Origin of the sequence: Collinsella aerofaciens ATCC 25986 (assembly GCF_964237925.1) — a bacterium.
In the GTDB taxonomy this organism is placed as follows: Bacteria; Actinomycetota; Coriobacteriia; order Coriobacteriales; family Coriobacteriaceae; genus Collinsella; species Collinsella aerofaciens_BJ.
Genome location: NZ_CAXSKI010000017.1, coordinates 38,037 through 55,794 on the forward strand (window position 1 = coordinate 38,037; position 17,758 = coordinate 55,794).

Here is a 17,758-nt window from a genome sequence, read left to right on the forward strand (position 1 = left end):
AATTGTCGCCCTGGGCGGCGCGCAGCGTCAACTGGTTACGCGGGTTGGTAAACCCGCGTAACCACCTAGGTCGCGCCCTTGAAGTTGAACGTCAGATTGTCCAAATGCGGCCCGCGCAGCGTCGAGCCGTTACGCGGTTCGTAGAACCGCGTAACAAGTTAGTACATCTTTGCGCCGGCGGGGATGGAGGCGTCGAGCTGGATCAGGTTGAGGCGCTCCTCGCCCTCCTCCTCGTGGACAGCGCTGATCAGCATGCCGCAGCTGGGAATACCCATCATCTTGCGCGGAGGCAGGTTGGTGATGGCAAGCAAGGTCTTGCCAACCAGGTCCTCGGGCTCGTAATAAGCGTGAATACCGGAGAGGATGGTGCGGTCGGTGCCGGTGCCGTCGTCGAGCGTAAAGTTCAGCAGCTTCTTGGACTTCTTGACGGCCTCGCATGCCTTGACCTTCACAGCGCGGAAGTCGCTCTTGGAGAAGGTATCAAAGTCGACGAACTCCTCAAACAGCGGCTCAACGGCGATCTTGGAGTAATCGAGCGTGGGCTTAAGCGACTTAACGAACGGGCTCGCGGCGTTGCCGGCCTCGGCAGCCTTGGCGGCAGCGGCACCGGACTGGAAACCCTTCTCGGGCTTCATGTGCGGGAACAGCAGCACGTCGCGGATAGAAGCCTGGTTGGTGAGCAGCATGACCACGCGGTCGATGCCGATGCCGATGCCGCCCGCAGGAGGCATACCGTACTCGAGGGCGCGCACGTAGTCCTCGTCGTACTCCATGGCCTCGTCGTCACCGCCGGCCTTCTCGGCCATCTGAGCGGCAAAGCGCTCGGCCTGGTCGACCGGGTCGTTGAGCTCAGAGAACGCGTTGGCGTACTCGTGACCGGCAATAACCAGCTCAAAGCGGTGCGTCAGGCGCGGGTCGTCCTCAAAGCGCTTGGCAAGCGGGCTGACCTCGATGGGGTAATCGCACACGAACGTGGGGTTGACGATGGTGTCCTCGCCCAGCTCATCGTAGATCTCGGCGATAATCTTGCCGGCGGTCCACTCGGGCTTAATCTCCAGGCCCTTCTCGCGCGCGGCGGCAGCAAGCTCCTCGACCGGCGTGTCGATGGTGACCTGCTTGCCGAGCACGTCGGAGACGATGTCGGTCATGGGACGGCTGGCCCACTCACCAGAAAGGTCGATGGTCTGGCCCTGGTACTCGATGACCTCGGGGTTGCCGATGGCCTTGTTAGCCGCCTTAATGACGCCCTGGGCAAGCGCCTTCATGCCCTCGAGGTCGGAGAAGGCACGGTAGGCCTCCATCGTGGTGAACTCGGGGTTGTGGGTAAGGTCCATGCCCTCGTTACGGAAGATGCGGCCGATCTCGAACACGCGCTCAAAACCACCGACGATGCAGCGCTTGAGGTGCAGCTCGGTGGCAATACGCAGGTAGCACTCCTGATCGAGCGCGTTGAAGTGGGTAATGAACGGCTTGGCAGTAGCGCCGCCCTGGATTGTCTGCAGGATAGGGGTCTCGACCTCCATGTAGCCGTCGGACTCCATAAAGCGACGGAAGGTGGAGAGAATCTGCGAACGCTTACGGAAGGTCTCGCGAACGTCATCATTGGCGATCAGGTCGACATAGCGCTGGCGATAGCGGGTCTCCTTGTCGGAAAGACCGTGGAACTTCTCGGGCAGCGGACGAACGGCCTTAGAAAGCAGGGTCGCACTCTTAGGGGCAACGGAAAGCTGGCCGCGCTGGGTGCGCACGACCACGCCGGTCACGCCCAGGATGTCGCCCAGGTCGAGGGCCTTGAGCGTATTCCAGGCAGCCTCGTCCATGTCGTTGATGCGGCAGAACAGCTGAATCTCGGCAGTCGCATCGCGCACGACGATGAACATGATCTTGCCCTGACCGCGCTTGGCGACCACACGGCCGGCGATCTTCACGACGTCCTCGGTGTCCTCGCCATCGGCAAGCTCGGCGTACTTAGCCTCGATATCGGCAACGTAGTCCTCAAGCTCAGAGTGCTCGGGATAGGGGTTCTGGCCCGCCTCGAACAGGGCGGCGCGCTTGGCCAGGCGGGTGGCGCGCTCGTCGTTGAGCGTCGATGCCTGATCTGCGGCGTTCTGGTTCTCTGCCATAAGTTAGCTCCTCAAACTAAAACGCTCCCCAGGATTCGGTCCCAGGGAGCGAAAACATACCTTTACGCGGGACCGTGGTCTAGCGTGCAATCTTGGCGATGGTGTAGACGCGAGTCTTGCCGGAAGGCGTAACGACCTCGACGGAGTCGCCCTCGCCGTGACCGATGATGGCGTGGCCGACCGGAGACTCGTTGGAGATCTTGTGCTCGAGCGAGTTGGTCTCGGTGGTACCAACGAGCGTGACTTCCATGACCTCACCGTTGGGATCAATCAGAGAAACGGTGGAACCGATGGAGACGGTCAGATCGCCCGTGGTGGCAGCAACCTGAGCGTTGGCGAGGATGGCCTGGATCTCGGCAATACGAGCGGCGTTCTGGGCCTGCTTGTCCTTGGCGGCATCGTACTCGGAGTTCTCCGAAAGGTCGCCGAACGCGCGGGCTTCCTTGATGTCCTCGACGATCTCCTTGGCGTAATCGCCCTCACGCCAAGCGAGCTCCTCGACGAGCTTCTGGCGGCCCTCAGCGGTCAGTACGATCTGGCTTGCGTCCATACGGATATCTCCCCAACTCTGATCAAACAATCAACTGTCAACAAAACGAAAAAGACCGGCTAGCCTGCGGGCAAGCCGGTCAGGTGCTCACCCCAAAGGGATGGGACTACTCTGCGTCCGCGTCGCTGTCCTCTGCCTGCTTCTTCTTGGCAGCAGCGAGCTTGGCCTCGAGCTCAGCGATCTCCTTGTCCTCCTCGGACTGCTCGACCACGACCTCCTCGGCCTGCTTGGTCTCGGCCTTATCGTCGCCCTCCATACCCTCGCGGATATTCTTGACGGTAGAGCCGAGGGACTTGCCGAGCTTCGGCAGGTTCTTGGGCCCGAAGATAATCAGGACAACGACGAGAATAATGATGAGCTCAGGAGCCCTCAGTCCAAACATGTAGACCTCCACAATACAGCGAGACAAGCTCGAATGAGTATACCGCGGGTATCGCGGTATCACAACAATAGCTAAAAAAAGGGACCGCAAGAAGCGGTCCCTCCTCATGCTCTGGTCGGGTTGACTGGATTTGAACCAGCGACCCCTGCGTCCCGAACGCAGTGCTCTACCAAACTGAGCCACAACCCGTTAGCTCGACTATAGTAACAAAGATTTTCGCCGCGTGCTAGAGAAATTTTTATTTCTTTGGCGCGTCGATTTGAACCGTGTTGGGAATAAACTCAGTCGCGCAGGACCACCAGCCGTTTTGCTGGGCAGCGTCGGCAAGCCTTTCGGCCGTGACGGTGGTGTCGCAAATGGCAAACGAGCAGGCACCCGATCCGCACACATCTACAGCAACGGTGCCATCCTGTTTATGCAGCCAGTCGAGGACCGTTTTAATCTGCGGCTCCATCTGTGCGGAAATGACACCCAAGTTGTTATGGATGAGCGCATATGCCGTCTCAGCATCACCAGCACGCAAGGCAGAAGCCATCGCGCCGGGCTTGTCCGCAGGCACCGGGGCCTCGTCAAAACGTCGATAGGCTTCAATTGTCGAAACGCTCGCCTCGCGCGGCTTGACCAACACGACGGGCGTCGCGGGCAGCGCGGGGTACTCAGTTGCCAGCACGTCTCCCCCACCTACGTAGAACGCAGGGCTCGCGTGCAAAAAGAACGGGACGTCAGCACCAATGCCGCGCGCGATGTCATCGAGTGCGGGGTCGGTGCGATCAATTCCCCAGAGCTCCGCCAAGGCGACAATGACCGCGGCCGCATCCGTCGAGGGGCCGCCCAAGCCGGCGCACAATGGAATGCGCTTCTCAATCGTCACGCAGATGTTTGCCTCGCGCCCATAATGCTCGGCCATAGCAACCGCAGCCCGATACGCCGTATTCTTTTGCATGGGAAAATTTGATGCCGGAACCGTCTGGACAGTCAGCGCCTGCGCCGGCGTGACCGTCACGGTATCGGAAAGACCGACGGCTGCCATCAGGGAATCGACCCTGTGGTAGCCGCGGTCATCGCGCTCGGTATGAACCCCCAGGTAGAGGTTAATCTTTGCCGGCGCGGAAAGAGTCAGGGACCGATCGGTCACCGTTAATGCTCCTCGAGCTGATTGCCGAGCGGGGTAAAGATATGCTCGCCGCTCTCGGGGTCGAACAGCTCGACCTGACCGGTGAGGACATCGATATACTGGTAAGACTGACGCGACTTACGGCCACGGCGCTCGTCGACCTCGACAATGAAGACGGCGGGGTGGACGCTCTTGATGGTGCCCATGCGCTCGACAACGCGGGTGCGGCCCATGTTGGCCTTAACCTTGACGCGATCGCCCACCATATCGGTCAGCTTCTCGTGAATGTCGTCGACGTGATTGACTTCCATCTCTTCCATGAACAGGGCCTCCAGAAGGTGCAATTCAAAAAGGGGATAATACCCCTAAGATAGACAAAACTCTAATACTATAGCACCCTGCTGTTGCCATACGCAAGTAGCTAATTAGCTACTTACAGAGTATCGGTGTCCAAGACGATGGTGAATGGGCCGTCGTTGACGAGATCGACTTTCATATCGGCGCCAAAGATACCGTGCGCCACATGCTCAACGTCCTCGTGCACAAGCGTCAGGAAGTACTCGTAGAGCTCGTTGGCAACATCGGGTGCGCCGGCATCCGTAAACGACGGACGGCGACCGTGGCGGCAGTCGGCGAACAGCGTGAACTGCGACACCACGAGCACCTCGCCGTCGACATCGGCAAGTGCCAGATTGGTCTTGCCGTTCTCGTCCTCGTTGATACGCAGCCCGCGAAGCTTGCCCCACAGCTTGTCGGCCTCGGCACGCGTATCGCCATGGCCCACACCCAGCAGCACCAGGTAGCCGCGTCCAATGCGGCCCACGCACTCGCCGTCGACCGTCACGCCGGCGTTGAGCACGCGCTGCACCACCGCACGCATGGCCTACTCCTCGCCCGTCAGCTTGGCGGACAGATGCTCGAGCGCGTGGAAACGATGGCTGATGGCGTTCTTCTCGTCAGCCGTCAGCTCGGCCATGGTCTTGCCCGGCGTGTCGACCGGCAGGAACAGCGGGTCATAGCCAAAACCATGGTCGCCGCGGCCCTCGTGCGCGATAACGCCCTCGCAGGCGCCCTCGCCATAGGTAACCAGACCGTCCGTGTCGATGAGCGCGACGACGCTCATAAAGCGCGCGGTGCGGTCCTCATCTGCCACGCCTTCCAGGTTAACGAGAAGCTTGGCGTTGTTGGCGGCATCGTCGCCGTGCACGCCCGCATAGCGCGCGCTATACACACCGGGCTCACCGTCCAGCGCGTCGACGACCAAGCCCGAATCGTCGGCAATGGCCATAAGGCCCGTCTCCTCAACCGCGGCTTGGGCCTTGATGATGGCGTTCTCCAAAAACGTCGTGCCGTTTTCCTCGGGATCCTCAAAATCACCCAGCTGGCCGAGCGCCACAAAGCGCACCTCGGGCATGACCTTGCCCAAAATGGCCTCGATCTCGGTGAGCTTATGGGCGTTGCCCGTTGCCACGACGATGGTCGCCGCCGGGTCGAGGGTGTCGATGTCAATCTTCTCAAGTGCCATGACTGGCCTCCTTGTCTCTATAGCAAGCCGCGTGAGGGGCGTTTGGGCACTTGACCTCTCCCCTCTCAGGCGATCGGACCTTTCAACGCAGCATTTCAGCAGATAAAACCTACCAAAATAAACCTGTCCCTTTTGGCAGGTTAGGCGATGGCTTGGCGCTGAAGCTCGATGAGCTCGGCGATACCCTTGTCGCCCAGGTCGAGCAGGGCGTTGAGGCGTTTGCGGTCAAAGGGCGCCTGCTCGCCGGTGCCCTGGAGCTCGATCATCTCGCCGGTGTCGGTGGCGACGAGGTTCATGTCGACCTCGGCATGGCTGTCCTCGGAATAATCGAGGTCAAGCAGCGTATTGCCGTCGACAACGCCCATGGAGATGGCAGCCACCTGGCCGATAAGCGGGATGCGCTCGATCTTGCCCGCCTCGACCCACATGGCGAGGGCGTCGTGCAGCGCCACCCAGGCGCCGGTGATGCTCGCTGTACGCGTGCCGCCATCGGCCTGAATCACATCGCAGTCGACGGTGACGGTGTACTCGCCGAGCGCCTTCATGTTGACGACGGTACGCAGGCTGCGGCCAATGAGGCGCTCGATCTCCATGGAGCGGCCCTTGCGGTTGGCGTGCTCGCGCTTGCAGCGCTTGCCGGTCGACGCCGGCAGCATGGCGTATTCCGCGGTCACCCAGCCGGCCTTAGCTCCCTTTCGCCAGCCCGGCACGCCCTCCTCGATAGTGGCGGCGCACAGCACGCGCGTGTCGCCGAACTCGGCCAAACACGAGCCGTGGGCGTGCTTCATGACGCCACGGGTGAGCTTAACGGGGCGCAACTCGTTGGCGGCGCGACCGTTGGCGCGGTTGACCTGCATGTACTCCATAGAAATATCCTTTCGGCAAAATATGTGGCGAAGGCTTTGGCGGCTGCCTCACATCTATTTCAGCTCATCGATATCGATATGTTCGATGCTCTTGAGCGGCTGACCAAAGATAAAGCTGCCCGCCACCGCAAACTCGGCAATGTTATCGGCCGTCGTGGCAAAACGATGCTGCGGCTCGGCGGCGTCGCCCGCCAGCTGCTCGCGGCGCGTGAGGATATCGGTCAGCTCGCGCGTGGTTTCCTCGGCGGAACTCACGACGCGCACCCCAGGCCCCAGCGCATGCCGGATAGGTCCCACCAACAGCGGAAAATGCGTACAGCCGAGCACCACGGTATCGATACCGTGGTCGCGCAGCGGCTCAACCGTGGCACCCACCAGCGCACGCACGGCAGGCGTATCGAAGATGTCCTCGTTCTCAAGCCACTGTTCCTGCAGATGTGCACCCGAGGCGAGCTCGTGTTCGACAACCTCGACAAAGCTCGAGGCAGGACAGCCGTATACATCGACGCCGGCATCTAGATCCTGAATGGCGCGCGTGTAAGCGCCCGAGCGAATGGTGAGGTTGGTGGCGAGCACGCCCACGCGACGCGTACGCGTGCTGTTGATTGCTGCACGGGCACCCGGCGCGATCACACCGATCACGGGAACGTCGAGCACCTGCTGGGCCAGACGCAAGGCCGCAGCGGTCGCCGTGTTGCAGGCGATGACCATAATCTTGACGTCGTGCTTCGAAAGCCAACGACCCGCCTGCAACGCAAACGAGCGCACTTCATCCTCGGTGCGGGTGCCGTAGGGGCAGCGCTTGGTGTCGCCAAAGTAGTAGACGGACTCGTGCGGCAGCGCCGTCGCGATGGCGCGCGCAACCGTCAGACCGCCCAAACCAGAATCGAACACGCCAATCGGGCGCGTGTCGCCTGCCGGATTCTCGATATCGGACATTACCTCACCAGTCTCTCTCGAAAAGACATGTCCAAGTGCGGCGGCGGCGCGCTACGAACGCGCCGCGACCAGCAGCTCTGCCGTCGCCGCCCAACCGTCGACAATTTTGCCGCGCGTAACGAAAGCGTTCTCGCAAGCAGCCAGGAACTCGGGCGCGCCGGCGCTCGTCAGGCCATTCTCGACCAGGCAGAACGTGCCCACGTGATCGGCCATGTAGAAGTCGGACTCGGAGTCGCCGAGCGCCAACGTCTCCTCGCGCTCGATCCCCAGGTGCTCGCAGAAGCGCGCAATGGCGACGCCCTTGTTGAGACCCGCCGGATTGATGTTGAATGCGCGACCGTCCTCGACGCGATCGAGCTCGAGCGTCGTCGGCTTGGACAGATGCGTCAGGTGACCGTTACAGGCCCACACCAGACCGCAGCCGGCCTCGTCCAGGATGGCCTGAACCTCATCGTCGGGCACATCGCCGCGCATGCCGACGGTGACCTCGCGGTATTTGTAGCCGGTCGACATGTCGTTGTGATACTCGATCTTGTGCGGCCAGCGGGCGAGGATCTTCTCGCACACGCCGGTCTGCTCGATCACCTGGTGCGGCGTGAGGCCGCAAGAGGGGTCGTAGGGCATGTCGCCGGTCAGATACTCCCAATCGTTGGCTTTGAGGTCATACATGACCAGGCCGCCCATCTCGCCAATGTAGGAGTTGAGGCCGAGCACGCGCGCGTCCTCGTGGATCATGGTACGGTTGCGGCCCGAGGTGGGAACCACCTGAATACCAGCGCGAGCGAGCGCCACGACGGCCTCGACGAGTTTGGTCGAGGGGTTGCCGTCGTTGTCGCGCAGCACGCACGAGCCGGGTGCGAGCATCGTGGCATCCAGGTCGGTAAAGACGTACTTGACCTTGGCCAAGCGCTCGCGCATCTCGCCCGAAAGCTCAGCGACGGTCGGCAGGGTATTGTGGGACATGGTTACTCCGTTTACGTAGAAGGGTTTGGACTTGGACGGCATGTTTTGATTGAGGGAACACGCTTATGGCGACAGCGCACTCAGGGCGCCGCCGCCATCATGGTTCATTAGTCAAACTGGGTAACATCGATCAGGCGATTGGCCAACGAAAGGTCGCTCTCGATGGGCACGAACTCGTCACCCACGTGCATGAGCTCCTCGTCACCCTTTGCCAGCAGCAAGACAATGGTGGGAGCATCGGGGTTGACGTACTCCTCGCGCGCCGCCTTGAACGCCGCATGCACAGCGGCTTCGCGGTCGAGGATGATCTTGTTCGGCGTATCGTCGGGAACATGCTCGGCAAGCTCGCGACAGACCTTCATCGGGTCCTCGTGAGCTGGATCCTCGTTCGTAAAGATCATCAGGTCGGAATACGGTGCGGCCTCGCGTGGCAATTGCTCGCGGCGCTCCTGCGCCTTGCCGCCGGCGGCGCCAAACAGCGCAATGACGGGGCTAGCGGGAAACGCGCGCTTGACCGACGAGAAAAGCGAACGGAACGAAAGCTGGTTGTGCGCGTAGTCGACGACACAAATCACGCGGCCGTCCTTCGACTCCACGACCTCCATGCGGCCCGGCACACGCAGTTTGGAGAGGCCCTTCTTGATAGCCTCGATACCGATGCCGATCTCGCGCGCAGCGGCGATAGCGACCAGCGCGTTTTCCACGTTAAAGTCGCCCGCGATACCCAGCAGGACCTTCTCCCCCGCCTCGGGCTCGTCGGCGCTCATGCCGTGCAAGTTGAACTCGATGTTAAAGCCGAGCATGCGGACATCGCTCGCCCACAGGCTTGCCTCGGGATGCTCGACGCCAACGGTCACCAAGCGCTCGGCCGTCGACGCTGCCTCTAGCACACGGTCAACCTCATCGGTGCCCAGATTCACCACGGCGGTCTTTGCCTGGTCAAAGATCCTGAGTTTGCTCTCAAAATAATCCTCAAACGTGGGGTGTTCGATCGGCGAGATGTGGTCGCGGCCGATGTTGAGGAAGCACGCCACGTCAAACGGCAGATTCTCGACGCGTTGGTACTTGAGCGCCTGGCTCGAGACCTCCATGACCATGGACTGGCGACCGGACATGCGGCAGTTGGCGATATGGCGCCAGACCTCGGGGGCCTCGGGCGTAGTATTGGTGCTCTCGTAGCACTCGATGCCATCGTCGGTACTCACCGAGCCGATCATGCCGCAGGACTCGCCCGCCGCTTTGATGATGGACTGGAGCATAAAAGCGGCCGTGGTCTTTCCCTTGGTGCCGGTGATGCCCACGATCTTGACGTCGTGGTCGGGACGGTCGTAGACCTCCGGCGGCAACAGGGCCATGGCCGTGCGAACACTATCAACAACCAGCATCGCAGCACCGCTCTCCTTCGCCAGCGGCTCCAGAGACTCGACCAGCGACTCCTCGCACACAAATGCGACGGCGCCCGCATCGAGCGCCATGCTCAAAAACGCGGGCTTAAAGGCAGCACCTTTGCAAAAGAATACGTCACCTGCCGAGACCGCGCGCGAATCAAACGAGCAGCCGGTCACGGCACGCTCGTCAACCTGCTCTGATGCGCGCAGCTCGCCGCACACATCGAGAAGCTTGGCAAGCGTATCGACCGTGGTCACGGTCGCGGAATCCGAATGGTGCATCTTTCACCTTTCTCAGCCATTTGGCAGGGACGGTTTTATAGTAACTGAAACGCACCCACGCAAAAACGGCTCCCGGAGGAGCCGTTACGCGCAGGCATTCGTAGGCCGAGACTAGGCAGCCTGAACAGAAGGCTGGCCCTCGTCGATAAAGAAGCGCTTGTACCACACTAGGAACACGAGCGGCGTATAGATCTTGCGCTGGAAATCGCCCTTGCCCGCAAAGTGCAGATCGAGCAGGTGCATGAGCTCGTCGGTATTGAAGAACTCGCTTGCCCACGGCGCGGTGAAGTACTCCTTGACATAGTCGTACCACTTTTGCTCGCGCAGCCAGTAGACAATCGGCACCGGGAAGCCCACCTTGGGACGGGTGGCCCACTCATCGGGCAGCGACTTGTTGGCAGCGTGGCGGAGTACCTGTTTGTTGCCGTTCTCGTTGATGCGGTAGCGGTCGGGAATGTGCTCGGCGAACTCCATGACTTTGCGGTCCAGGAAGGGCACGCGCAGCTCCAGTGAGTGTGCCATGCACATCTTGTCGGCCTTGAGCAGAATGTCGCCCGGGAGCCACATGTTCATGTCCAGGTACTGCTTCTTGACCAGCTCGGGCTGACCCTTCACGCGCGCATAGATGGGAGCGGCAAGCTCGAAGGCGCCGTCGCCGGTGTTGTACTCGGGCTTGAGCACGCCGTCGACCTCGCGCTCCGGCCATACCAGAGCCTGTCCCAGGAACGACTTCTCGGGGATCTCGGCACCCTTGACCAGGAAGTTATGTCCCTTGAAGTACGGCATATGCAGCGCCAGGTTACCGAGCGCGCGACGGATGGGCAGCGGCACCATCTTTTTGTACTTGCGCACCGGGACCGTGTCCTCGTAGTAGGCGTAGCCGCCAAAGAGCTCGTCGGCGCCTTCACCCGAAAGCACGACGGTGACGTCCTTGCGGGCCATCTCGGCCAAGAACCACAGCGGCACGGAAGACAGGTTGGACTGCGGCTCGTCCATGTGATACTGGATGTCCTCGAGCGCACCGAAGAACTCGTCGGCAGTAATCATCTTGCGAACGTTCTCGACGCCGAGCTTATCGGAAAGCTCCTTGGCGTAGTTGGTCTCGTTAAAGTTCTTGTAGTCAAAGCCCACCGAGAAGGTCTTGTCGGGCATGAGGCAAGCGGCGATGTAGCTGGAGTCGACGCCACCGGAGAGGAACGACGCGACCTTGACGTCGGCGATGCGATGGGCCTCGACACTCTCGTGCACGACCTCGTCCAGCTCATCGACATACTCTTCGAACGGCTTCTCGACGGCAGAGTAATCGCAATCCCAGTAGCGCTCGATGTTCATCTTGCCGGTCGGGATATCGACAGTAAAGTAGTGCGCCGGCGGCAGCTTGTAGACACCCTCGAAGAAAGTCTCCTCAGTCGCCGAATACTGCAGCGTCATGTACGGACGCAGAGCCTTTTTGTTGACCGCCTTGTGGAAGTGCGGGTAGTCCAGGAAGCTCTTGATCTCGGAACCAAAGAGCACGCCCGGAGCGCCGTCGCCCGCATCGGCCATGGGATAGTAATAGAGCGGCTTGATGCCAAAGATGTCGCGGGCGCCAAAAAGCTTATTCTTCTTTTTGTCCCAGATGACGAAGGCGTACATACCGCGCAGGCGATCGAGGACGGCCTCGCCCCACTCCTCGTAGCCGTGCAGGAGGCTCTCGGTGTCGGCGCCGCAGTGGAACTTGTAGCCCTTGGCCTCGAGCTCGGAACGGAGTTCTTGGAAGTTGTAGATCTCGCCGTTGAAGACAATGACGACGCTACCGTCCTCGTTGGCCATGGGTTGGGCGCCAGCCTCGGTCAGGTCGAGGATCGACAGGCGGCGGAAGCCGAGGGCAACGCGGCCGTCGATAAACTGACCGCCCATGTCGGGACCGCGATGGACGATGCGGTCCATCATCTTGGTGAGCACCTCGGATTGGTTATCCGTCCCACCGACAAAACCGACAAAACCGCACATATACTATCCCCTCTGCTGTTGCTGGGCATCAAATCGAATCAGTAGCTTTTGAGTATACCCGAGGGCGTAAAGAGGGACGGAATGTTCAGGCAATCTCAACTGAATCAGCTCCGCGCCGACACGCGCCGGTTACCTTTAATGGATATGAGGTGAATGGGGCGATTGTTTTGCTATACTCTCTCCGCACGGGCGATTGGCGCAACGGTTAGCGCAGGTGCTTTACACGCACAAGGCTGGGGGTTCGAATCCCTCATCGCCCACCATTGAATTGGAAACGGTCCTCGAAAGGGGACCGTTTTTGTTTGGCCCGGCGCATGGGATTCGACCCACCAACACGTCTGCCACGAAGGCCGTGGCCAAAAATGCCAAATATGACATTCAACTGGTGACAGTACTCATATTTGGCATTTTTGTCCAAAGGCTCTCCTGGCCATTGCAGATTTATGGCAAAAAGGGTTCCAGACCGTCCAACCATGCATCAAATGACGCACCGACGATCTGGAACCCGTTCAAACTGGCTATGTTTTACTCTCGCTACGCCAAAACGTCCGACAAAATCTCGATCAGGTTGTCCACGTCGGCTTCCTCGCAGACGAGCGGCGGCAGGAAACGCAGCGTATGGGCACCCGTAGCGTTAATCACGGCACCAGCCCCCAATGCACGGGCCACAACGTCGTGAGCATCACCCGCAGTATCGTCCAGATCGCAGCCGAGCATCAAGCCACGGCCACGAACCTCTACCACATGCGGAAGCTTAGCCAGCACCTGCTCCATATAGGCACCCACCTTGGCAGCATGGTCGGCATAATCGCCGCGCACGAGCGCGGAGAGCGTCGCGGCGCACGCCGCGACGGCCAAGCAGCTACCGCCAAAGGTCGAGCCGTGGTCCCCCGGCTTAAACACGTCGGCAATCTCCTTCTTTGCCACTACGGCACCCATGGGCACGCCATCGGCAATGCCCTTGGCAAGGCTCATGATGTCGGGCTCCACGCCATAGGTTTGGAATGCAAACGGCTTGCCGGAGCGGAAGATGCCGCACTGGACCTCGTCGGCGATAAGCACGGCGCCCACTTCGTGCGCCAGGTCGCGCGCTGCCGCCATAAACTCCTCGGTCATGGGGTGCACGCCACTCTCACCCTGGATCGGCTCGAGCATCACGGCACAAATCTCGCTCCCCAGCTGCTTAAAGATCGCACGCAGCTCGTCCACATCGTTGGGCGTGCAGGCCACAAAGCCACCCGGCAGCGGGCGGAAGCTGTCCTGCAGCCAATCCTGCATGGTGGCGGCAATGGTCTCGAGCGTACGGCCGTGGAAGCCGCCGCGCATGCACACGATGGTGTTGCCGCCATTACCGGCACGCTTGGCGTACAGGCGCGCGAGCTTCATCGAGCCTTCGTTGGCCTCGGCGCCAGAGTTGGCAAAGAAGGTCTCCCAAACCTGCTCATCCGCAGCCGGGGCACCAAGAGCAGCTGCCGTGGTCTCATCGCCGGCGACAATGGCATCGGCAAGCACGCGCGCACCATCTACGTCGTCGTTAGCAAGCTTGGACAGCAGCGCCGCGACCTGTCCACGCTGCTCGATGTAGAAGTAATTGGAGACATGCATGAGCTTTTTGGTCTGTGCCTCGAGCGCCGAGAGCACAGCCGGGTCGCCATGACCTAGACTGCACACGCCGATGCCGGCAAGAAAGTCGAGGTACTCACGGCCATCGTCGCCGGTGAGCTTCATGCCGTGACCCTCGACAAACTCGACCGGAGAGCGGCCAAAGGTATGCATAACGTAATGGGATTCAAGCGATTGCTGAGCTGCAAGTGACATGGGATGCCTTTCGTTGGGCGCCAGACGGCGCGGGGCTATGGGTGCAGGAATTGGGCGGCTGCGGGTCAGCTAGACCGTCTGAAGCTTCTCGACCTCGTCAAGGTTTTCGGTCAGACGCGCAGCAAACGTCGAAAGCGGATGCGGATGCGTATCGAACTCGTAAGCCGTCTCGGTGGAATGGATCACGGTACCGACGCCGGCATCGGTCAGCAGCTCCAGCAGCAGCGAATGCGGCGTGGTGCCGTTGATGATGTGAGCACGAAATACGCCGCCGGCAAGCGCATCGACGGCCGCGCGCAGTTTGGGAATCATGCCCTTATCGACCTCGCCGCCGTAGAGCATTTCGTTGACCTCGTCGAGCGTTAGGTTGGAGATAAGCGAGTCCTTGTCGCTAAAGTCCTTGTACAGGCCATCGACATCGGTCAAAAAGATCGCCTTATGCGCGTGGAGCGCCGCGGCAACGGCACCGGCGGCGGTGTCGGCGTTGATGTTGAAGAAACCGCCGTCCTCCCCCGCCGCGACGGTAGCGATGACGGGGATGTACTCGCTATCGAGTAAGCGCTCGATATAGTCGGTGTTGACGTGCGTCACTTTGCCCACGCGACCGAGCTCGGGGTCGAGCGGCTCGGCGATGAGCGTGCCGGCATCGCTGCCCGACACGCCCACGGCCAGGTTGCCGTGGTGGTTGATGGCAGCAACCAGCTCCTGGTTAACCTTGCCGCCCAGCACCTCGCGCACGATATCCATAGTCGCCGGCGTGGTCACGCGCTGGCCGTTCTTAAACTCAACGGGAATATCGTAATGGCTCAGCGCCTCGTTGATAGCCTTGCCGCCGCCGTGCACGATGACGGGGCGCATACCGATGATCTTGAGCAAAACGATGTCGCTCATCACGTCGCGGCGCAGCTGCTCATCAACCATGGCGGCTCCACCATATTTGATAACAACCGTCTTGCCGGTCAGGTTCTTAATCCACGGCAGCGCTTCGAACAGCAGCTGCGCGGTTGCTTCGTTGGATTCGCTCGAACGACAATCGCGTGCGAATTTCATAATCTGCCTCGTCTTTCGTATCGTTATCGCGCCGTGCTCCGCTGTCCGCAATCGCGGCAAGATGCGCAGCGTGCCTGGAATCTAGGAACGGTAGTCGCCGTTGATGGAGATGTACTCATGCGTGAGGTCGCAGGTCCACACGGTCGTTGCCGCGTCGCCTGCGCCCAGGTCGGCCGAGATCACGATCTCGGGCGCCTCGAAACGTCGTAGAGCCTCGTCCTCGTCAAAGGGAACAGTCAGACCGTCGCGACAGACGGGCATGCCCATCATGTCGATGGAAACGTCTTCCTGATTAAACTTCACGCCGCACTTACCGAGCGCCATGGCAACACGGCCCCAGTTGCAGTCGTGGCCGGCGATGCAGGTCTTAACGAGTGGCGAGTTGGCAACGGCACGGGCGGCGATATCGGCCTCCTCGTCGTTGGCGGCGCCGGTAACGTTGACCGTAACAAGCTTGGATGCGCCCTCGCCATCGGCGGCGATATTGCGCGCCAGGCTCTCGCACACCTCGTGCACGGCAAATGCCAACTCGTCAAAGGCATCGGAGCCCTCGACGATAGACTCGGCATCTGCGGCAGCGGCGCCGGAGGCAAGCATGATGCAGGTGTCGTTGGTCGAGGTGTCGGAATCGACCGTTACCTTGTTAAAGGTCTGCTTGACGGTCGAGAGCAGCAGGGCATGAAGTGCCGCCGGGTCGACGGGGGCATCGGTGGTGATAACTGCGATCATGGTGGCCATGTTGGGCATGATCATGCCCGAACCCTTGCACATTCCGCCTACCGTATAGACATTGTCTGCATGACCCGCAGCCTCACTGACGTAGGACACCGCGTACTCCTTGGAGTGCGTGTCGGTCGTCATGATGGCGCGAGCGGCATCGGCGCCACCGTGGGCGGAGAGCGCCTCGTAGGCAGCAGGGATGGCGGTCTCAAACGTGTCGATCGGCAGAATCTGGCCAATCACACCCGTGGAGGCAACCAGAATCTGCTGGGGCTCGCAGCCGATGACCTGCGATGCGATGCTGCACGTCTCGCGCGCGCATGCAAGGCCGGTCTCACCCGTGGCGGCGTTGGCATTGCCAGAGTTGACCGAAACGCCGGCGATGATACCGTAGCCCTTGTCGGCACCACCCAGGTTGGCACGGCTCACTTGCACGGGCGCCGCGCAAAAGCGATTGGTGGTAAACACGCCGGCACCGGGACAGGGTTTATCGGGCACGACAAGCGCGTAATCCAGGCGCTCGGGGTTCTTGCGGAACCCAGCGTGGATGCCTGCAGCCTTAAAACCAGCCGCAGCCGTGACGCCACCCTCGACGGCGCGAATCTTGATATCAAACAGCTCGGTATTCATCGTCTTTATGACTCCTTATGTCAAACAAAAAAACGGACATCGGTTGGTGCGCCATGCCAGTCGTGATCATGAGACCGGCTTAAGAGTGGCGCCCCACTCGATGCCCGACTACCAAATCGTTAACAATCGAATGTGCTACACCGGGCACGCCACTGTGGGCAAGCCTCGTCGCTCGTCAAAGCCAAAGACGATATTGGCGCACTGGACCGCTTGGCCCGCAGCGCCCTTGCACAGATTGTCGATGGCGCCCGTCGCCACCAGCACGCCCGCGCGCTTGTTGAGCGCGAGGCCGATCTGGGCGGCGTTGGTGCCGACGACCGAAGCCGTCTTGGGCTGCTGGCCGGCATCGAGCACGCGCACAAAGGTGCGGCCGGCGTAAAACTTCTTGTAATGGTCGACGACGTCCTCAAGGGTCAAGGTATCGATAGCCTGCGGCGTAAGCGGCATCGTCACCGTGGAGAGCAGACCGCGCTTGAGCGGTGCCAGATGCGGGGTAAAGACGACACGATCGGTCAGGCCAAGGATTTGCTCAATCTCGGGCGTGTGGCGATGCTTGCCCACGCCGTAGGCCTCCAAGTTCTCGTCGGCGCTGCAAAAATGCGTACGGGCGTTGCAGGACTTACCGGCACCCGTTACACCGCTGATAGCGTCAACGATCACGGGGCCGCTCTGGGCAACCCAGCCGGCGCGCACGGCGGGCGCGGCGGCAAGGCTCGTTGCGGTGGGATAGCAACCGGCGCAGGCGACCAGCACGGACTTGCCGTCAGCGTAGTCGGATGCAGCGGTCTCCAAGTCCTGGCAGAACAGCTCGGGCAGGCCGAAAGCGCGGGTCTTGAGCAACTCGGGGCTCGTGTGCTCGGCGGCATACCATGCCTCAAAGACGGACGCGTCGCTCAGACGATAATCGGCCGAAAGATCGAAACAGGAAACGCCCGCGGCAAGGAGCGCGGGCACCTGTGCCATGGCAGCCGTGTGCGGCACGGCCAAGAAGACGACGTCGCAGGATTTAAGCTCAGGCGCGTCATGCGTCGTGAAGACAAGATCGCTTACGCCGGTGAAGCTCGGGTACACCGCAGACAACGGTTGGCCGGCATCGGCGTTGGACGTAATGGCAACAAGTTCAAACTCGGGATGGCCGAGCACGAGGCGAATGAGCTCGGCTCCGGCATATCCAGCCGCGCCGACGATTCCAACCTTCAAAGACATATCAGACTCCTTGTCTGCGATTTATGCACCGATGCGCATTTCGCAGCGGTCGTTATGAAGTGGGTTGAAACTTTAGCACCAAAAGATGCATTAACACGTAAATGGCTTGCATATTCATGCATTGAAACATTCCCGACACATTCGCTTGAAGGAATTGACAAATGGAGCGGGCCCCGTATTGCCCGGCGCTCCTGACGGCGCCGGGCAATA

General features: G+C 60.8%; 16 protein-coding genes and 2 tRNA genes. 1 reads left to right on the top strand and 17 read right to left on the bottom strand.

Going from position 1 to position 17,758, the window contains the following annotated elements; all coding sequences use genetic code 11:
* Positions 1–158: 158 nt before the first annotated feature.
* The 13 genes from lysS to asnB all read right to left on the bottom strand — a co-directional run bounded on the left by lysS (position 159) and on the right by asnB (position 12,124).
* On the bottom strand, positions 159–2,123 hold the full coding sequence (gene lysS, locus ACESWY_RS08325; RefSeq protein WP_117629265.1) for a lysine--tRNA ligase: 1,965 nt from the start codon (positions 2,121–2,123) through the stop codon (positions 159–161).
* A 79-nt stretch (positions 2,124–2,202) separates the two neighbouring features.
* Positions 2,203–2,673: a transcription elongation factor GreA gene (gene greA / locus ACESWY_RS08330; RefSeq protein ID WP_006234960.1), complete on the bottom strand. Its 471-nt coding sequence runs from the start codon at positions 2,671–2,673 to the stop codon at positions 2,203–2,205.
* Between the two features lie 106 nt (positions 2,674–2,779).
* Positions 2,780–3,055 (bottom strand): twin-arginine translocase TatA/TatE family subunit, encoded by a 276-nt coding sequence (tatA, locus tag ACESWY_RS08335; RefSeq protein WP_022094895.1) that lies wholly within the window; start codon positions 3,053–3,055, stop codon positions 2,780–2,782.
* Between the two features lie 112 nt (positions 3,056–3,167).
* Positions 3,168–3,244: transfer RNA gene (locus ACESWY_RS08340), tRNA-Pro, on the bottom strand.
* Between the two features lie 49 nt (positions 3,245–3,293).
* Positions 3,294–4,190 (bottom strand): 4-(cytidine 5'-diphospho)-2-C-methyl-D-erythritol kinase, encoded by an 897-nt coding sequence (gene ispE, locus ACESWY_RS08345; RefSeq protein WP_373093440.1) that lies wholly within the window; start codon positions 4,188–4,190, stop codon positions 3,294–3,296.
* Between the two features lie 2 nt (positions 4,191–4,192).
* On the bottom strand, positions 4,193–4,489 hold the full coding sequence (locus ACESWY_RS08350; protein ID WP_006234957.1) for a Veg family protein: 297 nt from the start codon (positions 4,487–4,489) through the stop codon (positions 4,193–4,195).
* A gap of 113 nt (positions 4,490–4,602) precedes the next feature.
* Positions 4,603–5,049, bottom strand: coding sequence for a D-aminoacyl-tRNA deacylase (gene dtd, locus ACESWY_RS08355; protein ID WP_373093443.1), 447 nt, complete (start codon positions 5,047–5,049; stop codon positions 4,603–4,605).
* 3 nt (positions 5,050–5,052) lie between these two features.
* The gene (gene rdgB / locus ACESWY_RS08360) at positions 5,053–5,694 is read right to left on the bottom strand and encodes an RdgB/HAM1 family non-canonical purine NTP pyrophosphatase (RefSeq protein WP_022094898.1); all 642 of its coding nucleotides are present in this window, start codon (positions 5,692–5,694) and stop codon (positions 5,053–5,055) included.
* 140 nt (positions 5,695–5,834) lie between these two features.
* A complete protein-coding gene (gene rph, locus ACESWY_RS08365; protein ID WP_195232425.1) occupies positions 5,835–6,560 on the bottom strand; it encodes a ribonuclease PH in 726 nt (241 codons plus the stop codon).
* Between the two features lie 54 nt (positions 6,561–6,614).
* Positions 6,615–7,499, bottom strand: coding sequence for a glutamate racemase (gene murI / locus ACESWY_RS08370; RefSeq protein WP_035137557.1), 885 nt, complete (start codon positions 7,497–7,499; stop codon positions 6,615–6,617).
* Positions 7,500–7,550: 51 nt separating this feature from the next.
* Complete coding sequence (locus tag ACESWY_RS08375; protein ID WP_055252310.1) at positions 7,551–8,462, bottom strand: HAD family hydrolase; 912 nt, start codon at positions 8,460–8,462, stop codon at positions 7,551–7,553.
* A gap of 107 nt (positions 8,463–8,569) precedes the next feature.
* Positions 8,570–10,132, bottom strand: a complete 1,563-nt coding sequence (locus ACESWY_RS08380; protein WP_373093446.1) for a Mur ligase family protein — start codon at positions 10,130–10,132, stop codon at positions 8,570–8,572.
* 111 nt (positions 10,133–10,243) lie between these two features.
* The gene (gene asnB, locus ACESWY_RS08385; RefSeq protein WP_161115110.1) at positions 10,244–12,124 is read right to left on the bottom strand and encodes an asparagine synthase (glutamine-hydrolyzing); all 1,881 of its coding nucleotides are present in this window, start codon (positions 12,122–12,124) and stop codon (positions 10,244–10,246) included.
* Between the two features lie 187 nt (positions 12,125–12,311).
* Here asnB and ACESWY_RS08390 point away from each other — a divergent pair.
* Positions 12,312–12,387 (top strand) — tRNA-Val (locus tag ACESWY_RS08390).
* 271 nt (positions 12,388–12,658) lie between these two features.
* Here the strand turns inward: ACESWY_RS08390 and ACESWY_RS08395 are convergent.
* The 4 genes from ACESWY_RS08395 to argC form a co-directional block, all read right to left on the bottom strand.
* Positions 12,659–13,942 (bottom strand): aminotransferase class III-fold pyridoxal phosphate-dependent enzyme, encoded by a 1,284-nt coding sequence (locus tag ACESWY_RS08395; protein WP_373093448.1) that lies wholly within the window; start codon positions 13,940–13,942, stop codon positions 12,659–12,661.
* Between the two features lie 69 nt (positions 13,943–14,011).
* Complete coding sequence (gene argB / locus ACESWY_RS08400) at positions 14,012–14,992, bottom strand: acetylglutamate kinase (RefSeq protein WP_117583122.1); 981 nt, start codon at positions 14,990–14,992, stop codon at positions 14,012–14,014.
* 81 nt (positions 14,993–15,073) lie between these two features.
* The gene (gene argJ / locus ACESWY_RS08405; protein WP_373093450.1) at positions 15,074–16,342 is read right to left on the bottom strand and encodes a bifunctional glutamate N-acetyltransferase/amino-acid acetyltransferase ArgJ; all 1,269 of its coding nucleotides are present in this window, start codon (positions 16,340–16,342) and stop codon (positions 15,074–15,076) included.
* 135 nt (positions 16,343–16,477) lie between these two features.
* A complete protein-coding gene (gene argC, locus ACESWY_RS08410; protein WP_373093452.1) occupies positions 16,478–17,548 on the bottom strand; it encodes an N-acetyl-gamma-glutamyl-phosphate reductase in 1,071 nt (356 codons plus the stop codon).
* Between the last annotated feature and the right edge of the window lie 210 nt (positions 17,549–17,758).

Coding starts and splice junctions, on each gene's coding strand:
- lysS (WP_117629265.1), bottom strand. CDS start 2,123: ATGGCAGAGAACCAGAACGCCGCAGATCAGGCATCGACGCTCAACGAC.
- greA (WP_006234960.1), bottom strand. CDS start 2,673: ATGGACGCAAGCCAGATCGTACTGACCGCTGAGGGCCGCCAGAAGCTC.
- tatA (WP_022094895.1), bottom strand. CDS start 3,055: ATGTTTGGACTGAGGGCTCCTGAGCTCATCATTATTCTCGTCGTTGTC.
- ACESWY_RS08350 (WP_006234957.1), bottom strand. CDS start 4,489: ATGGAAGAGATGGAAGTCAATCACGTCGACGACATTCACGAGAAGCTG.
- dtd (WP_373093443.1), bottom strand. CDS start 5,049: ATGCGTGCGGTGGTGCAGCGCGTGCTCAACGCCGGCGTGACGGTCGAC.
- rdgB (WP_022094898.1), bottom strand. CDS start 5,694: ATGGCACTTGAGAAGATTGACATCGACACCCTCGACCCGGCGGCGACC.
- rph (WP_195232425.1), bottom strand. CDS start 6,560: ATGGAGTACATGCAGGTCAACCGCGCCAACGGTCGCGCCGCCAACGAG.
- murI (WP_035137557.1), bottom strand. CDS start 7,499: ATGTCCGATATCGAGAATCCGGCAGGCGACACGCGCCCGATTGGCGTG.
- ACESWY_RS08375 (WP_055252310.1), bottom strand. CDS start 8,462: ATGTCCCACAATACCCTGCCGACCGTCGCTGAGCTTTCGGGCGAGATG.
- ACESWY_RS08380 (WP_373093446.1), bottom strand. CDS start 10,132: ATGCACCATTCGGATTCCGCGACCGTGACCACGGTCGATACGCTTGCC.
- asnB (WP_161115110.1), bottom strand. CDS start 12,124: ATGTGCGGTTTTGTCGGTTTTGTCGGTGGGACGGATAACCAATCCGAG.
- ACESWY_RS08395 (WP_373093448.1), bottom strand. CDS start 13,942: ATGTCACTTGCAGCTCAGCAATCGCTTGAATCCCATTACGTTATGCAT.
- argB (WP_117583122.1), bottom strand. CDS start 14,992: ATGAAATTCGCACGCGATTGTCGTTCGAGCGAATCCAACGAAGCAACC.
- argJ (WP_373093450.1), bottom strand. CDS start 16,342: ATGAATACCGAGCTGTTTGATATCAAGATTCGCGCCGTCGAGGGTGGC.
- argC (WP_373093452.1), bottom strand. CDS start 17,548: ATGTCTTTGAAGGTTGGAATCGTCGGCGCGGCTGGATATGCCGGAGCC.